This window comes from Microcoleus sp. LEGE 07076 (assembly GCF_015207455.1).
Taxonomy (GTDB): domain Bacteria; phylum Cyanobacteriota; class Cyanobacteriia; order Cyanobacteriales; family Microcoleaceae; genus Microcoleus.
Map to the genome: position 1 here is coordinate 1 of NZ_JADEWV010000132.1, position 17,310 is coordinate 17,310.

Sequence of the window (17,310 nt, forward strand, 5' to 3'; positions counted from 1 at the left end):
CTGCTATATAGCGGTTCGATCGCGTGGTGAGGTATGCCCGGAGCGGGCCTATCCCGGATAGTACCTCATACCACAGCACAGAAAGGCTATAGTTTCAACCACCCAAATAAATCTCCTACCGTCAGCCGCAATTCTGCTGCCCAATCTGGAACGGGCAACAATTCTTCGGGTTTTGCTAAAAGTTCCGGTTGCTTTCCCGGGGGATAAATTAAGATCGATCGCACCATCGGATCGATCAGCCAACCCATTTTAGTGCCGTTTTTCAAACAGTGTAAAATATTCCCAGTTACTTTAGTTTGACTCTGGCCTGGAGACATAATTTCAATTGTCCAATCTGGGTAAGTTTCAAATACATTAGCAACATCCCCATTTTGAGCAACTGGTATTCTTTCCCAAGTAAATACTGTGACATCTGGCACGATCGAGCGCCCGCCAAAAGTACACCGCAATTCTGGAAAAGCTAGGGCAATTTTCTGATTTTTTAATGCGAGATTAATAGCTGGAACTAATTCACCTTGAATCCGGCTATCTTTTCCTTGTGGCATAGGTTTTTGGATAATTTCACCGTTGATATATTCGCTAGCTGGTTCTGTTTCTGGCAGTTTGAGAAACTCTGACAAAGTTAGTGTTTTTGTTTGTATCTGTACCATTTGTTTATGCTCTTGAGTCGAGTAAACCTAAGTGTTTCCAAGCCGCCGCTGTGGCAATTCTGCCCCGACTTGTCCGCTGCAAAAATCCGATTTGCATTAAGTAAGGTTCGTATACGTCCTCAATTGTTTGAGCGTCTTCTCCTGTGGAAGCCGCGAGAGTTTCTAAACCAACCGGGCCGCCGTTAAAGTTTTCGATCATTGCTGTCAAAAGACACCGATCTGTCCAATCCAAACCTAGCGGATCGACGTTGAACAATTCGAGGGCGACGGAGGCAACTTCGGCGCTAATTGGCTTTAAGTTTTTGACTTCACTGTAGTCTCTGACTCGGCGCAGCAAGCGGTTAGCGATGCGGGGGGTGCCGCGAGCTCGGCGGGCAATTTCTGCTGCTCCTTCTGGGGTGATTTGAGTGTCGAGAACTTGGGCGCTTCTTTGGACAATTAAACTTAGTTCGTCTATTTCGTAGTAGCGCAATCTTTGGATCAAGCCGAAGCGATCGCGCAATGGAGATGTCAGTGACCCAACTTTGGTGGTGGCGCCTACTAAGGTAAAGGGTTTCAGCGGAATGCTGCGGATTTTGGCGCTTTTTCCTTGACCGATCGTAATATCTAAACGGCAGTCTTCCATTGCCGGATAGAGGATTTCTTCGCTAACTTTAGATAATCGGTGAATTTCGTCGATAAACAGCACGTCGCCTGCTTTGAGGTTGACGAGCAATCCGACAATATCTCGCGGTTTTTCTAGGGCTGGGGCGGTGGTGATTTTGCATTCAACTTCCATTTCTGCTGCTAGAATTAGCGACATTGTGGTTTTGCCCAACCCGGGCGGCCCGTAAAGTAATAGGTGATCCATCGGTTCGCCGCGGGATTTTGCCGCTGCAATTGCGATCGCCAAAACTTCTCTCAAGTCTTTTTGGCCGATGTATTCAGCTAAACGCTGTGGCCGGATTTTGTCGTCTTGTTTGCTGTTGATTTCGTCGGGTAGTTCTTGCGCTTCTACCAGTGATTCCGCTTTGGGTTTGGCGGCTTTTTGGCGGGGGGCTGGGGCTATGTCTTCAGGTAGATTTGGGTCGGGAGGCTGTTGTTTGGAGGAAATTATAGCCATATTTATTTGCGATCGGGCAGCGGGAATTGTTTACAATTATTAGCAGAATATTTAGATTGTTTGAGTGGGTTATGAGTATTCCATCTTCTTTATTAGCCTCGGAAAGCATAACTTTTGACGGGGCGATCGAGCTGACTCAATCTTTACTGTCTTTGATTGAGGGCGATCGACTTTTAGAGGCCGAGATCGAGCAAGCTGTTAAATCTCTGGTGAAAACTTCCAACGGTGCTCGGGGGTTTTTTGTCACCTATCTAACGGAGGAGGGACAGGTGGCAGACCGGCCGTCACCCGGAGTGATCAAGGCGCTGCGATCGGCTCCTGAGATCGTAGCAGAACTGCTGGTGAAAAATGTGGCGATGTCGGCGGCAATGGTGGTGCATCATTCGCGCCATCAAAACGAGGAAATGGCGGCGGGTTCTGCTAAAGTGCAGGAGCGATCGCGCAATTTAATTCAAATCCTGCAAATGCCTGCCTGTAAAACTATAGCGTCGCAAATGCTGGCAAGTTTGCAGAGTGCCAGCGGCGAGTATGAGGAGTTTTTTGTGCGGTGGGGCTACGACAGCGAGCAAAAACTAGCGATCGGTTCGGCAGTTCGATCGGCGATCGACTAAAATAACATCCTTCGCTCTTGTGACAGATGCTTGATCAAAACGGCGGGGCTGTGGAATAATTGCGGTTTAGCAAAAGCTGCACGATCGCAGATCGAGTTGATTTAGGTGTGAAGGTAGTGAACGAGGGCGAAAAAATTGCACAGATCGGTGAAAGGAGTTGCCCGAAAAGCCCGAACGGCCGGCAGCAGGCAGGAGGCAAACAGCCAGCGCTGGGCGAAGGTGAACCTGCTGGCAACATTAGTACGCCGGGACTTGGAAGCTCAATACAAAGGCTCGATTCTGGGCAATTTGTGGCCACTGCTGAACCAGCTATCGCAATTGGTGATTTACACATACGTATTCTCGATCGTCCTCAAGGTAAAGCTCAAACTTGCAGGCTTCCCGGAAAACAGCGACATTACATTTGGAGTCTGGCTGTTTGCAGGTTTGCTGCCTTGGAGTGCCTTCACCAGCGGTTTGATCAAGTCGGGAGTATCGGTGGTAGGGCAGCCAAATTTAGTCAAAAAAGTAGTATTCCCCCTCGGTTTGCTGCCCCTGGTGCCGATTTTTACAGCTTTTATTGAAAGTTCTCTCGGTTTAGCAGCCTTGATTCTGATCGTAGCAGTATCCTCGCAAAAGCTCAACGCTACTTTATGCTTGCTGCCACTGGTTTGGGTGCCTCAGTTGTTGCTCACAGCCGGCTTGGGATATTTGACGGCCGGCTTAACCGTGTTTTTGCGAGACATTCCTCAGACATTAGGTGTTATTCTAAATTTTTGGTTTTATTTGACGCCGATCGTCTACCCAGCATCAATCATCCCCGAAGCATGGCGAGCGTGGATATTTTGGTTGAATCCAATGGCCGCCATCTCCGAGGTTTATCGAGACCTCATCCTGCTGGGAGAAGTCAAACACTGGGGCGAATGGGGTGTCGCCACCCTAATTTCGGCTGCTATATTTTGTGGGGGTTTAGCAGTTTACCGGCGTTTGCGTCCCGCTTTTGCTGACGTGCTGTAATATGTTTTACATTTAAATGCAATCTACCATCGAAAATCGCGATCGAGGTTCGTAGTCAGGAATGCGAGTCCGCGTAAAAAAATCAAAGGACTCGCATTCCCAACGAGCAAACCTATTTTTTGTTCTAACAGACATAATATCAATCTAAAATCTCAAATCTCAAATATAAAATCGGATGACAGAAAATGTAATTTCACTAAAAAATGTTTCCAAATGCTTTAAGCGGTACGATCGTCCAGGAGACCGCTTAAAGGAAATTATTTATCCAACCAAAAAACTTGCTGATGAATTTTGGGCCCTCCACGACATCAATCTCGAAATTGCTCAGGGACAAACCCTAGGAGTCGTCGGTCGCAACGGTTCGGGAAAAAGCACTCTCTTGCAAATAATTGTAGGGACGCTGACACCCACCGCAGGAAGCGTTCAGGTAAAAGGGCGAGTCTCCGCTTTGTTGGAACTCGGAAGCGGGTTTAACCCGGAATTTACCGGGCGGCAAAATGTGTTTTTCAACGCTCAAATACTCGGATTCAATCACAAAGAAACCGCAGAAAAGTTTGACGAAATAGCTGCTTTTGCCGACATTGGAGATTTCATCGACCAGCCAGTCAAAACCTATTCTAGCGGTATGTTTGTCCGGCTGGCTTTTGCCGTTGCGACTAGCGTTGAGCCAGATATCTTAGTGGTTGACGAGGCGCTATCTGTGGGCGACGAAGCTTTTCAGCGCAAGTGTTTTGCCCGATTGCAAAGCATTCAAGAAGGCGGCGGAACGATTTTATTTGTTTCTCACGCTGCTACTTCTGTGGTGCAGCTTTGTACGTCGGCGATTTTAATGGATAGCGGAGAATTGCTGCTCGCTCACACGCCGAAGGTGGTAATTTCTAAGTATCAAAAGCTGATTTATGCCGATCCGGATCGGGTTCTGGAGTTGAAGTCAGATATTCGAGTTCTCAACCAACTGACAAAACAGGAAAGTGAAAAAACTCTTCAGGATGTTAATTTAGATAGCACAAAAACCGAGGTTGAACCCGAACAATATCTTTCCCAACCCAAGGAACATTATGATGAATTTTTCGATCCGGGGATGATACCGTCTAATACGGTGCGGTATCCGTCTCGCGGAGCGGAAATTATCAACCCCCACATCGAAACGCTGAAGGGAAATGTGGTAAATCACTTGCTCGGCCGTCAAGATTATGTTTACACTTACTCTGTTACTTTCTCGCGGTCAACTTCCAAGGTGAGGTTTGGAATGTTGATTAAAACGATTAGCGGTTTTGAGTTGGCTGGTGCTTCTTTGAAGGCTTCTAGTCAGTCAGTTAGATATGTGGAAGCGGGAACGACAATTGTTGTCAAGTTTCAGTTTAAATGTTTGCTGAATCCGGGGGTTTATTTTTTGAATGCCGGGGTTGTGGGAACTGTAGATGGGGATTTGAGTTATCTGGATCGCTGCGTTGATGTGGCGATGTTTAGAGTTCAGTCTTGTACTGAGTCCTGCGGTAACGGCATCGTTGACTTGCTGATCGAACCGTGTTTAACTGTTGTGATTGATTCTGATTGGCTGGTGAAAGAACAGTCAACCGAAGCGCTGTAATAATTCCTGTAAAAAAGTTGTAAAAATAATGAGCAATCTCAATTTAAATTTAGTCGAAAATCCGGTAATCAAAGCATTGATTCGAGAGCAAGCTAAGTTTCCCGAAGATTTTAAACTGAACATCTGCGAAGATGATGAAATGTATTTGTTTAGCTTGAGCAATGCCAAGGAAGATGCAGGGAATGAAGACGATCGCGATCGAGCTTTGGTGCGCTATTATGCGATCGGGCGGCGCATCCGGGATGCCGTCAAACAAGTTGTGGATTGGCATTTTGGCGGCTTTGAAAATGTACCGTCTTTTCTAGATTTTGCCTGCGGTTACGGTAGATTTACCCGATTTTTGATTCAGGAAATGCCGCCGGAGCAAATTTGGGTTTCTGATATTTATGCTAACGCGGTCAAGTTTCAAACTGAATACTTGGGGGTTAACGGTATTGTTTCGACAGGCCAACCGGAAAACTATTTAATTGACCGAAAATTTGACTGCATTCTGGCTAATTCTTTTTTCAGCCATATCCCGGAAAGAACTTTTACGAGTTGGCTCCAAAACTTGTATGATTTGTTGACTCCTAACGGCATTTTGATGTTTAGCGTTCACGGCGATTGTTTGCTTCCTGCTCACATAGAAATGCCTGCTAACGGTATTTTGTTTAGTGCCGAAAGCGAAAGTCAGTCTTTGGACAAGGAGGAATACGGCACAACTTATGTAACTGAAAAGTTTGTGAGAGAAATTGTCGGTAAAGTTAGCGGCGGGAAAGCTTTTGTTCACCGGCTCAAAAAAGGCATATGCAGGTTTCAGGATTTGTATGTTGTTACAAATAAGCTGGTTAGAGATTTTTCGGAATTAAAATTTTCTCACCACCCGGGAGGATATGTTGATGTTGCTGCTTTTACCAACAAGCAGAATTTGTATCTGGAAGGTTGGGCGGCTGATGTGAATGTTGGCGGCCGAATTGAGGAGGTGCAAGTGCTGGTAAACGGTGAGTTGGTGCAGAGGTGTGAGCCTTTTTACGATCGCCGGGATGTGGCTGACTATTTTCAAAAAGATGCAATTTTGCAGTCGGGTTGGAACTGTTATTTACCGAAAAATACTGTGGCACCGGAGGATGTGTTAACAGTTAAAGCAATCAATAACTGCGGTTGGGAATGGATTCTGGAAAATTGCAGCGTGAAATCGCTGGTGGGCCAAAGGCAATCGCAGTCTTTGTTGGGTTCTACTCACGAAAAACTAAAGTTGGTTGAAACTCAGTTAGCGGCAGCTAAGATAGCATGGGAGATAAGTCAAAATAAGTTAATGATTACTCAACCAAAGTTAGAAGAAACTCAAACTAAGTTGGAAGAAACTCAAACTCAGTTAGTCTCAGCTCACACGCAATTGGAACAAACTCAAACTCAGTTAGTATCTGTGCAAATGCAGTTGGAGCAAACTGAAAATCAGCTAATTAATGTCAAGCAAGAATTAGATCGATCGCAGAATCGAGTTTTGGCAATGGAAAGCAGCAAGTTCTGGAAGCTGAGAAGCGGCTGGTTTCAAGTCAGGCAGATGCTGGGCTTAGCGGGAGAATAAAATTAAAAAATTTTAAATGTGAGATTTTAGATTGGGGATACCAATGATGGACTGAGGGTTGAAATGTTGCCTAAAGTTGCATTTTTTGGGAAAAGAGTGTAAGGAGTAAAATTGGTGTGGAATTAGGGCGAGGGAGAGAAATTGTGAGTACAAATGACAGCAAACCGTCGGTTTTTATTATTACTGGAATGCACCGTTCCGGTACGTCTTTAACGGCTTCTTTGTTTCAGAAAGTCGGTGTTGATATTGGTAAAAAGTTGGTGGGCCCGGCGGTGGGAAATGTGAAAGGTCATTTCGAGAATGTTGATTTTGTGGAGTTTCACAAGAGTGTTTTACGATCGCACGGCATAGATGAACTCGGCTGTACGTTGGAAAAAACAATTCCGGTAGCAGCGGAATATGTGGAAATGGCTAAAAGGGCGATCCTCTCCGAGGGCTGCGCTAACGACCAAAATCAACTTCCTCAGAAGCATTGGGGCTGGAAAGACCCGCGAACCGCTTTATTTTGGGATTTTTGGTTGAAATTGCTCCCCGAAGCTAATTTTATCTGCGTTTATCGATCGCCCTGGGAAGTAGTCGATTCGCTGTACCGCCGGGGAACCGATGTCAGCTTGCTGCAGCATCCCGAAATGGCAGTAAAAATGTGGCTGCACTACAACCAAAAAGTCTTAGAATTGTACGAAAGTTTTCCCGAACGCTGTCTGCTAGCGAACGTTTACCCGATCGGCAACACTCCCGAACTTTTTATTTCTAGAGTCAACGAAAAATTTAACGTTAACTTAGGTGCGATACCAGCCGACAATTTTGAAGCATCTTTATTAGTCAGCGATATTGTCAAAAGTCACAAACCGAGTTTAATAGAACAATATTTTCCCGAAGCATTAGAACTATATCAAATTTTGGAAACCCAAGCGGGCAATCTGGGCAGCGAATCGAATTTGGCGAAGGACAAAGTGATTCATTTCCCCGCATCTCCTGTCGGGCCTTTTGAAGATTGGCTAAAAATTCGCTTGCTAGAAAAACAGCAAAAAACCAGCAATTTAGAAATCAAACAGTGGCAACAACAATTTCATCAAGCTCAGGCGAAAGTGTTGGGATTGGAGGCGGAATTAGGGAAAACTCAAGTAAAGCTTGCAGGTAAAGAATTAAATTTTCAAGAAGCTTTAGCAAAACTGCTAGAATTAGAAACAGAATTAGGAGAAACTCAGGTACAGCTTGCAGGCAAAGAATCGCAATTTCAAAGAGCTTTAGCAAAAGTCTTGGAACTAGAAGCAGAATTAGGAGAAACTCAGGTAAAGTTTGAAGAAAAAGAATTCAAATTAGATCAAAAGTTAGCTGAGTTAGTGTGGTTGGAAACAGTACAAAGTAAAACCAAAGAAAAACTAACAGAAACTTTGGAATATTTGGAAAATTCGCGCAGAGAGAATGAAATAGTCCAGGCAAAACTTGCTGCGATCGAGTCTTCTGGCTGGTGGCAACTAAGAGAAAAATGGTGGAAGTTTCAGCGCCGAATCCGCGACTTGTTTCCAAAATTTGTTTTTTCGTTAGACCAACCCACTACTTGGCAAGTTAGCGAGTCCAACCTGAGAATTGTGGGTTGGGTGTTTAACACAAAAACAAACATTAAAGCAGTCCGCGCCCGAATAGAAGACAAGAGTTTTGCCGCTGTTTGCGGTCTAGAAAGAAGTGATATAGCCGCCGCACATTCTAATATTGCGAGTGCGAAAAACTCGGGTTTTACAATTGAATTGCAAGCGCCTGCCGGACGGCACGAGGTCGTGCTAGAAGCGCAAGACGAGCGAGGAAAATGGCATTTGTTTGCTGCTTACCCGCTGTTAGTTTCAACGATTCAAGCATCGTTAGATGTACCGGTGGTGTGGGAACAGCGTCAGGGTCAAATTTTGTTTGCAGGTTGGTGTTGTCACCACGATCGCAAAATTGCTAAATTGAATTTTTTGTGCGGCGGTACTTCTGTAGAATGCGCCTATGGTTTGCGCCGAAAAGATGTCGGCGAAGTGTTTCCTGACTGGGTAAACAGTTCCGAAAGCGGCTTTGAAGCCCTTGTAGATTTACCTCCTGGCAAATGGCACGTTTCGCTGCAAGCTGAGTTAGAAACAGGGGAAATTTTGTATTTTCAAGCGCCGAAAATGTTGACGGTGCGACGCAACTATATTTGGCAGCGAAGTGCTGATAAATTGGAGGAGTTTTCGAGTTTTGTAGAGGCAATTCGGCAGCGGGCGAGGGAGAGAAAACAGCGTCTCGGCAGAATTGTGCCGATGCCTTGGGAAATTGTGAAGGTGATTCGCCAGTTGGGGAAGATTTATCGGCAGCAAAAACAGTTGACTGCGCCGGGGGATTTGCTGCCGCCAGCGGGTTTTGTGCTTGCCTCACCGATTGATAGGTATGATGCTTGGCTACGGGTGAATCAGTGGAATGGGCGATCGCGCGATTACTTGATTTCTCGGTTAAAATCCTGTGGGGAAGCGCTGCCCAAGATTTCGGTGGTAATGCCAGTTTACAACCCGCAGATAGATTTTCTCGAAAGTGCGATCGACAGCGCCATCAATCAAGTCTATAAAAACTGGGAACTCTGCATCGCCGACGATTGCAGTACCAATTCCGCAGTTGCTGAAACTTTAAAAGACTGGGCCCAAAAGGACGATCGTATCCGCATCAAATTTCGCACAGAAAACGGCAACATCAGCGCAGCCACCAACAGCGCCGCCGCCCTCGCCACAGGCGACATCATCCTGTTTTTAGACAACGACGACGAACTAACTCCCGACGCATTAGGCGAAGTCGCCTTATATTTTGCCACCCATCCAACCACCGATTTTCTCTACTCAGACGACGACAAAATCGACACTAAAGGTCGCCGATTTTCCCCGCAATTTAAACCAGAATGGTCGCCGGAACTGCTGCTTTCCTATATGTATCTAGGTCATTTGTGCGCCGTAAGAAAACAAATATTTGAACAAATAGGCGGTTTGCGAATAGGCTTTGAAGGCTCGCAAGATTATGATTTTGCCTTAAGAGCGACCGAAATTTGTCGCCGCGTCGCCCACCTGCCGCTAGTGCTGTATCACTGGCGAACAGCACCCGGTTCTACAGCAGTATCTGGGGCAGCGAAACCAGCCAGTTTTGCCGCAGGTCAAAAAGCAATTCAAGACGCACTAAACCGCAGAAACATCAAGGGAAATGTCGCTCAACACGCCTGGGCTACCAAAGAAAATTTGGGCATCTTTGCCCAAGATTTCCCGGATGATGGCCCGTCAGTAACTGTGATTGTTCCTACTAAAAATCAATTAAAACTGCTGAAATCCTGTCTGGATTCTTTAGAAAATACAACATACAAAAATTATCAAGTTGCCGTCATTGATAACGAAAGCGACGACCCCAAAACTCTAGAATATTTAAAGCAATTAAATTGCCAAATTTTGCGGATCAAAAATCCTGGAGGCAAATTTAGTTTTGCGGCAATTAACAACCGCGCTGTCGAGAAAGTTGACAGCGAATATGTATTGTTTTTGAACAACGATACTGAAGTAATCAACCCGCGCTGGCTGAGCCAAATGGTGGGATACGCTCAAATTCCCGATGTTGGTGCAGTGGGCGCGAGGCTGTTATATCCCGACGGCAGAATTCAGCACGCTGGAATAATTCACGGGCTGCATCACGGTTTGGCCGGTCACGCTTTTAAGTTGATGGACAAGGATAATCGAGGCTATCTTTCTCAAGCAATGGTGGCGCGAAATTATTCGGCGGTAACAGCGGCTTGCACGATTACTCCGCGTCAATTGTTCTTAGAATTGGGCGGTTTTGATGAGGAAAATTTTGCTGTTGCTTACAACGATGCAGATTACGGATACCGATTGTTAGAACGCGGTTATCGGTGCGTTTACTGTCCCGATGCGGAGTTGTTGCACAAAGAGGGAACTTCTAGGGGTTTTACTGACAATCCTCAAGAAGTGGCGGCTTTTAGGCGCAAGTATGCGGGAAAAAATGATTGTTTTTACAGCCCTCATTTGTCTTTGGAAGATGAGTATTTTCATATTCAACCGAGACGGTTTTTTATGAAGGAAGAAGGAAGAAGGAAGAGGGAAGAAGGAAGAGGGAAGAGGGAAGAAGGAAGAGGGAAGAGGGAAGAAGGTTGTACACTGGAAGTTTCCGATGGTGGTTTGTTGGTAGGAGAAGCAGAGAATCTGATTCATCCTATCAAAGTTTTGATGTGCAGTAATTCGCTGGATTTTACGGGTGCGCCGCTGCACCAGTACGAAATTGCGGTGAAATTGGCTGCTGAGGGTGCGATTGTGCCGATCGTACTTTGCACGACAGACGGCCCCCTCCGTCAAGCTTACGAACAGCAGGGAATTGAAGTAATTGTGCGCGACAATCCTCTCGAACACATCTATCTGCGCGAGGCTTACGATGAAGCTGTACGCAGTTTTAGCAAGGAAATTGAAAGTTTAAAAGTAGATGCAATTTATGCCAACACTTTAGAAAACTTCTTTGTAGTTGATGCGGCGCAGGAAATCGGAATTCCGGCGGTGTGGAACGTGCACGAAAGCGAACCTTGGCAAACTTATTTTAACAGGTTTGGTTCGGAGATTGCGGCGAGAGCTTTGGAGTGTTTCCGCTTTCCTTACAAGGTAATTTTTGTGGCGGATGCTACGCGGGACAGGTATTTGCCTCTCAACAGCCACTACAATTTTACAGTGATTCACAACGGCTTAGATTTGAGCAAACTGGAAAATTTGGACAATTCAGAAGTTGCCCGAAAAAGTTTAGGTGTTGCAGCGGAAGATGTGGTAATTTTGCTACTGGGGACAGTGTGCGAACGCAAAGGTCAGCAGGATTTAGTTAAGGCACTTTCACTTTTACCTGAAAAATGGCACGATAAAATTAGGTGTTTCATTGTGGGCGATCGCCCGAGTATTTACAGCAACAAATTAGCTGATATGGTGGGCGAATTGCCAGAAGAGTTGCGGCAAAGGGTGACAGTAGTTTCTGAAACTTCAGATACTGTAAAATATTACAAAGCGGCGGATATTTTTGTTTGTACTTCTCGTGTCGAAAGTTTTCCGAGAGTGATTTTGGAGGCGATGGCGTGCGATTTACCAATTATTACAACACCTGTTTTTGGGATTAGAGAACAAGTGCGGCCGGGAATTAACGGTTTGTTTTATACCCCCGATCGCCCGGACGAATTAGTGGCAGCTTTGATGAGTTTATTGGAGGATAAATCATTGCGGCAGCAGTTAGCTGAAAACGCTAAATATGTCTTGGATTCACTGAATACTTTTGAGGAAATGACTCAAGCTTATGCAGAGATTTTCTGCGAAGCATATTTCAGCAGTCATTAGTCATTGGGCATGGGGGCATGGGGCATTGGGCATTGATAATTGGTAATATCAAATCCGGCTGTACCGGAATTATTAAACCGCAGAGAACACAGAGGACACAGAGGGAGAGAATGGAGAGATGAATCATTCCAATGAAGACCGGATTTGATATAATTGGTTGCACAGGGGAATGAGAAATGAAGACTTGCGGAACATATTGAAAATCCAGACATCTATACTATAAAACAATCAAAAATGAATGATGAAAAAATGACCGATCGCCCAAGAGTAGATTATGAAACCGCATGGGACAGTTACGCCCAACAGTGGCAAAAAACTAATGCCGAACTTGCCCATATTGGCGACGAATGGATAGGTAAAGCTGCCGGTGCCGCCAACTCCTTAGCCGCATACGAAGCGCTGATCGAACAGCAATTTATTGCACCGTATATCAAAAAAGAACATAGGGTTTTAGAAATTGGTATCGGCGGCGGAAAAACAGGTTCGCTGCTGCTGAAATATTGCGATCGACTAATTTGCGCCGACATTTCCAGTCAAATGCTGCAAGCCGCCCGATCGCGCTTGGGAGACGATCGCGTTGCTTACGTCAAACTCGACGGTTTAACATTAGACGGCATCGCTCCAGGTGCAGCCGATGTGTGCTTTTGTTACGATACAATGGTACACGTAGAGCCGGTAGACATATTCAACTACCTGACTCGCATTCCCAAACTGCTGCGGGGCGATCGTCTTTGCGTCTTTCACCACGGCAATATTCTCAGCGATTTAGGTTGGCAAAAATTCGCCGACGAGTGGGACAAAAACTTATTGGGACGCAGAGATGGCACAGCATTTTCAGTTATGACCGATACAATTATGGAAAATTTTCTCAACCATTTAAACTATGAAATCATCTTGAAAAATACCGAATCAGTCCCGCGAGATTGCGTCTGGATCTGCAAAGCACCAGTCAGTAGTTAGGAGTCATCAGTCATCAGTCATTAGTCAGTTAGTAGGGGCGGTGCCCCCGTGCCCGCCCTCTTAGTAGTCATCAGTCATCAGTCATCAGTCATTAGTTAATTGTGATTGGTAAGAGTTAAGAAATCACCAATAATAACAGCCAACAGCCAACAGCCAACAGCCAACAGTCAACAGTCAACAGTCAACAGTCAACAGTCAACATTCAATGAAAGCATTATTTCTTCACCCAAACTTCCCCGCCCAGTATCGACACATTATCACAGCTTTAGGCGAAAATCCCAAAAATCAGATTGTTTTCGGCACTAAAAACGAGCGTCCCGAATGGGAAATTCCCGGCGTTCGCAAAGCAGCATTTACCCCCAGCCGCGAACCCAACCCGCAAACTCACCAATACGTCCGCCCTTTAGAAAGTGCCGTCATCTACGGACAAGCCGTATTTAGAATGGCAGAACAACTCAAAGCGGACGGTTTTGTACCCGATATTATCTGCGGACATTCCGGTTGGGGGCCGACACTGTTTGTCAAAGAAGCTTTCCCAAATACGCCGCTTTTGTGTTATTTCGAGTGGTTTTATCACTCGATCGGTTCCGACGCAGATTTCGACCCGGCGGAACCTTTAACAGTTGACGACATGGCGAGAATTAGAATCAAAAATGCGCCGATTTTGATCGATTTATATTCTTGCGATTGGGGTTTGTCGCCGACATACTGGCAGCGATCGCAATTTCCGTCAGAATTACAACAAAAATTGTCCGTACTCCATGACGGCGTAGATACCGATTACTTTAAACCAAATCCGGGCGCTAAACTAATTTTGCCCAACTTAGATTTGTCCGGCGTTGATGAAATTGTCACCTACGTATCGCGGGGAATGGAACCTTACCGGGGCTTTCCAGAGTTGATTGAGTCGATCGCCTATTTGCAAGAACGCCGCCCCAACTGTCACGTTGTAATTGTTGGGTCAGACAGAGTTTGTTACGGCCGTTCCTTACCCAACGGCGAGTCTTACAAAGACTATATGCTAAAAAAAGTGCCGCTAGATTTGTCGCGAGTGCACTTTGTCGGGCCGCTACCTTACGGACTGTATTTAAAAGTAATTCAAGCATCCGACGCACACGTTTATTTAACCAGACCTTTCGTGCTATCTTGGTCGATGATTGAATCTTTATCGGCAGGATGTTTAGTAATCGGTTCCGACACCGGGCCAGTCAGAGAAGTGATCCGCGATGGAGAAAACGGTTTGCTAGTCGATTACTTCTCGCCGAAACAAGTAGCCGATCGCATTGATGAAGTTTTAGACCATCCTACCCGCATGGCAGAAATTCGCGTCAATGCCCGTCAAACCGCCCTAGAACGCTACAGTTTAGCTAAAATGCTGCCGCAGCAATTACAATTGATCGAACAGGTAGCAAATCGATCGATGCCGCCGACAGTTGGTATGCAGCCAGAACGGGAATTGGCCGCATCTTTTGGAGTGAGAATTTAGCACATTCGCGGACGCAATATTATCTGTTGCACTATTCTCAAAAACAGACTTTCCGGTCTGTTGCACTGGAGATAAATTTTCAGAAACAGGCAAGATGTCTGTTCCACAGAAGATAAATTTTCAGAAACAGGCAGGATGCCTGTTCCACAAAAGATAAATTTTTAGAAACAGGCAGGATGCCTGTTCATAAAAAACAGAAGATCAAGTTGATTGTGGAACAGGCATCTTGCCTGTTCATAAAAAAAGGCTTGTTGAGAATGGTGCAACATCTCAGACGCACCCTACATAATTTTAGGCACTTTAAAAAACTCCCCATCGCGATCGGGAGCTCGGGCCAAAATACTTTCTCCATCAGCAAAAGGTTGCAAATCGTCCGATCGCATTACATTACTAACATCGATCGCCCGAGTTGTCGGTTTTACCTTACTCGTATCCAGTTCGCTCAACTGCTCAAAATAATCCAAAATACCGTTCAGTTGACCAGTAAACTGCTCTTCTTCTTCCGGCGTTAATTCCAATCGGGCTAAATTCGCTACTTTCCGAACTTCTTCTCTGTCAATCATAAAACTTGGGAATTGGGAATTGGGAATTGGGAATTGGGAATTGGGGATTGGGAATTGGTTATTTGTTATTGGTTATTGGTTATTGGTTATTTGTTTTTTGTTTTTTGTTATTAGAGAAGCTACTAACTACTAACTACTAACTACTAATCAATAACTACTAACCACTAACTACTAACTATGCCCAATGCCCAATTCCCCATTCCCAATTCCCAATCATAGTTAAAAATACACGTCAATTTGCGATCGCCCTGTCGTTTTCAGCCAATTTTGCACCTCAATATAATTGTTCGGTGCCAAACGAATAGCCTCCTTCCAATAATCCGCAGCTTTGTCAAACAGCCCTTCCGCCGCTTCCACATTGCCAGATTCCTTTTCCCTTTCCCCTTGATAGTGGTAAATCACAGCAATATTGTTCAGCGCTTGCGGCATTCTGGGATTCAGTTCAAGCGCTTCGCTGTAATACTCCAAAGCTTTATCGTGTTCGCCGTTGCTAGTATGGATCAGACCCATATTGTACAGCACGTAACTGCGATCGTAAGGATCTTCCTCAAGCTTCAGGGCTTCGTGATAATTGTCCAGCGCTTCAGCATATTCCCCATCAGATTGAGCCGACATACCATCCCGATAATAAGCAAAAGCTTCCTTCGCCTGCTTTTTTGCCGGCATAATCTTCAGGATAATATCAGCCATTACCGTGAAACTTTTGTCAATAAAGTTATCGTTGCGTTGAGTTCTGGGCATAATTCAATTCTTTGGTTAACGGCCAATCAAAAACATTAGCCTGTAAAGTTTTCCTATTAAGAGATTTGCAACTGTTTGGCTTGAGAGTTGCGCCGAAGACGCTTGGCACCGGCCGACCGCACACAATTCCAACTCTCAAAACACGCGCTGGCGAGGCGCAAAAGAGTGCAAGTCCCATCCATTTTAAATAACTCTTGCCAGACTTGCCAAAAAAAAACCCCAATTCTTTAACCTATTGACCGCACTGTAAGCGCGATCGGGAAAAACCCTAGCAATATTTCTCCCCAAAGTCAAGGGCAGCATCAAAAAAATTCACAAACCAGCGAGTCAAAACCAGCTCGAATTCCCGCAATATATAATAAAAACAACCGGGTAATTTTCACAGAGACAAACCTATGGCTCCGAATCCCACCATTATGCAAGCCGTCGAACAACTTGGCTACCGCGTTACGGTTGGAGACGTGGCGGCAAAAGCTGGATTAGATGTCAATTTTGCCCAGCGAGAACTGTTAACCCTCGCCTCCGAAGCAGGCGGCAACCTGCAAGTCGCAGAATCCGGCGACATTGCCTACCTATTTCCCAAAAATTTTCGAGATGTTTTACGCAATAAATTCTTCCGCTTGCAGTTGCAGGAATGGTGGCAAAAAATCTGGCGAATTTTATTTTACCTGATTCGAGTATCTTTTGGCATAGTGCTGGTAGCTTCCATCCTCTTAATTTTTGTGGCTATCACGATGTTACTCTCCAGCATGAACAGCGACAATAACGGCGGAGTCGGAGGCGGAGGCGGAAACGACGGTAACAGAGGCGGCGGATTTTTCTTTTTTCCCTACTTCTGGAACGAGTTACCCTGGATATTTTACTGGAACCATAACGAACCTTACTACCAGCAGCAATCGCGCTTAAGCGGCCAAAAACCCCAGATGAGTTTTCTGGAAGCAGTTTTCTCCTTTCTGTTTGGAGATGGCAATCCAAATTACAATTTAGAAGAGCGCAAGTGGAGCGATATTGCTACCGCAATTCGCAACAACCGAGGTGCCGTCGTCGCCGAACAAATTGCGCCCTATCTCGACAATCTCGGACAAGGATACGCCTTAGAATACGAAGAATATATGCTACCGGCTCTGGCGCGTTTTGACGGCCGCCCCGAAGTCAGTCCCGAAGGACAAATCGTCTATCATTTTCCGCAATTGCAAACCACAGCAGTCCAAAAAAATCCTCAACCAGTAGCAGCTTATTTGCGAGAAATGCTGTGGCGTTTCAGCCACGCCAGCTCGGGCCAAGTCATGCTCGCAGCAGGGTTGGGAGCCGTCAATCTTGTTGGTGCGCTAGTTTTGGGGAATTTATTAACTAAAAGTGCGATCGCAGGTGGATTTATCGCTTTCGTCAGCGGTATTTATCCACTGCTGCTAATTTACGGCGTCGGATTTCTGACAATTCCCTTAATCAGGTACTTCTGGATTCAGTGGAAAAATAGCCAGATAGAAGCTCGAAATCGCGATCGGCAGCAGCGAGCCATGTTATTAAACCAACCAGATGCCAACTTGCAGCAAAAACTAGCCTACGCCCAGGAATTTGCAGCCGAAAATCTACTGACTGGAGAAGACTTAGCTTATACCACAGAAAGCGAATTAACTCAACAAGAACTAGAACAGTCAGCAAAAATAGATGCTGAATGGC

General features: G+C 45.5%; 12 protein-coding genes. 8 read left to right on the forward strand and 4 right to left on the reverse strand.

All coding sequences use genetic code 11. The features are described from left to right. Positions 1–86 precede the first annotated feature (86 nt). Positions 87–650, reverse strand: coding sequence for a Uma2 family endonuclease (locus tag IQ270_RS20075; RefSeq protein WP_193974945.1), 564 nt, complete (start codon positions 648–650; stop codon positions 87–89). Positions 651–654: 4 nt separating this feature from the next. Then, the gene (gene ruvB / locus IQ270_RS20080) at positions 655–1,752 is read right to left on the reverse strand and encodes a Holliday junction branch migration DNA helicase RuvB (RefSeq protein ID WP_193974946.1); all 1,098 of its coding nucleotides are present in this window, start codon (positions 1,750–1,752) and stop codon (positions 655–657) included. 71 nt (positions 1,753–1,823) lie between these two features. Here ruvB and IQ270_RS20085 point away from each other — a divergent pair, with 71 nt between their 5' ends. From IQ270_RS20085 to IQ270_RS20115, 7 genes are all read left to right on the forward strand, one after another. Further along, a complete protein-coding gene (locus IQ270_RS20085; protein ID WP_193974947.1) occupies positions 1,824–2,363 on the forward strand; it encodes a hypothetical protein in 540 nt (179 codons plus the stop codon). Positions 2,364–2,582: 219 nt separating this feature from the next. Beyond that, positions 2,583–3,359 (forward strand): ABC transporter permease, encoded by a 777-nt coding sequence (locus tag IQ270_RS20090; RefSeq protein WP_339384240.1) that lies wholly within the window; start codon positions 2,583–2,585, stop codon positions 3,357–3,359. Positions 3,360–3,534: 175 nt separating this feature from the next. After that, positions 3,535–4,950, forward strand: a complete 1,416-nt coding sequence (locus IQ270_RS20095) for an ABC transporter ATP-binding protein (RefSeq protein ID WP_193974948.1) — start codon at positions 3,535–3,537, stop codon at positions 4,948–4,950. Between the two features lie 28 nt (positions 4,951–4,978). Then, on the forward strand, positions 4,979–6,517 hold the full coding sequence (locus IQ270_RS20100) for a class I SAM-dependent methyltransferase (protein WP_193974949.1): 1,539 nt from the start codon (positions 4,979–4,981) through the stop codon (positions 6,515–6,517). Between the two features lie 143 nt (positions 6,518–6,660). Then, complete coding sequence (locus IQ270_RS20105; protein WP_193974951.1) at positions 6,661–11,880, forward strand: glycosyltransferase; 5,220 nt, start codon at positions 6,661–6,663, stop codon at positions 11,878–11,880. A 234-nt stretch (positions 11,881–12,114) separates the two neighbouring features. After that, a complete protein-coding gene (locus IQ270_RS20110; RefSeq protein ID WP_193974953.1) occupies positions 12,115–12,840 on the forward strand; it encodes a bifunctional 2-polyprenyl-6-hydroxyphenol methylase/3-demethylubiquinol 3-O-methyltransferase UbiG in 726 nt (241 codons plus the stop codon). A gap of 205 nt (positions 12,841–13,045) precedes the next feature. Beyond that, entirely contained in the window at positions 13,046–14,326 is a 1,281-nt protein-coding gene (locus tag IQ270_RS20115; RefSeq protein WP_193974955.1) for a glycosyltransferase family 4 protein, read from the forward strand. 281 nt (positions 14,327–14,607) lie between these two features. Here the strand turns inward: IQ270_RS20115 and gatC are convergent, their stop codons facing one another. After that, positions 14,608–14,889 carry an Asp-tRNA(Asn)/Glu-tRNA(Gln) amidotransferase subunit GatC gene (gene gatC, locus IQ270_RS20120; RefSeq protein ID WP_193974957.1) on the reverse strand — a complete coding sequence of 94 codons (282 nt, stop codon included), beginning with the start codon at positions 14,887–14,889 and terminating at the stop codon, positions 14,608–14,610. Positions 14,890–15,108: 219 nt separating this feature from the next. Continuing rightward, entirely contained in the window at positions 15,109–15,630 is a 522-nt protein-coding gene (locus tag IQ270_RS20125; RefSeq protein WP_193974958.1) for a photosystem I assembly protein Ycf3, read from the reverse strand. A 395-nt stretch (positions 15,631–16,025) separates the two neighbouring features. Between IQ270_RS20125 and IQ270_RS20130 the strand changes: the two genes are divergently transcribed. Then, on the forward strand, positions 16,026–17,310 hold a 1,285-nt coding region (locus IQ270_RS20130), incomplete at its 3' end, for a hypothetical protein (protein ID WP_193974959.1).

Excerpts from the sequence above, each read along its gene's own strand:
- IQ270_RS20075 (WP_193974945.1), bottom strand. The coding sequence starts at position 650 with ATGGTACAGATACAAACAAAAACACTAACTTTGTCAGAGTTTCTCAAA.
- ruvB (WP_193974946.1), bottom strand. The coding sequence starts at position 1,752 with ATGGCTATAATTTCCTCCAAACAACAGCCTCCCGACCCAAATCTACCT.
- IQ270_RS20085 (WP_193974947.1), top strand. The coding sequence starts at position 1,824 with ATGAGTATTCCATCTTCTTTATTAGCCTCGGAAAGCATAACTTTTGAC.
- IQ270_RS20095 (WP_193974948.1), top strand. The coding sequence starts at position 3,535 with ATGACAGAAAATGTAATTTCACTAAAAAATGTTTCCAAATGCTTTAAG.
- IQ270_RS20100 (WP_193974949.1), top strand. The coding sequence starts at position 4,979 with ATGAGCAATCTCAATTTAAATTTAGTCGAAAATCCGGTAATCAAAGCA.
- IQ270_RS20110 (WP_193974953.1), top strand. The coding sequence starts at position 12,115 with ATGAATGATGAAAAAATGACCGATCGCCCAAGAGTAGATTATGAAACC.
- IQ270_RS20115 (WP_193974955.1), top strand. The coding sequence starts at position 13,046 with ATGAAAGCATTATTTCTTCACCCAAACTTCCCCGCCCAGTATCGACAC.
- gatC (WP_193974957.1), bottom strand. The coding sequence starts at position 14,889 with ATGATTGACAGAGAAGAAGTTCGGAAAGTAGCGAATTTAGCCCGATTG.
- IQ270_RS20125 (WP_193974958.1), bottom strand. The coding sequence starts at position 15,630 with ATGCCCAGAACTCAACGCAACGATAACTTTATTGACAAAAGTTTCACG.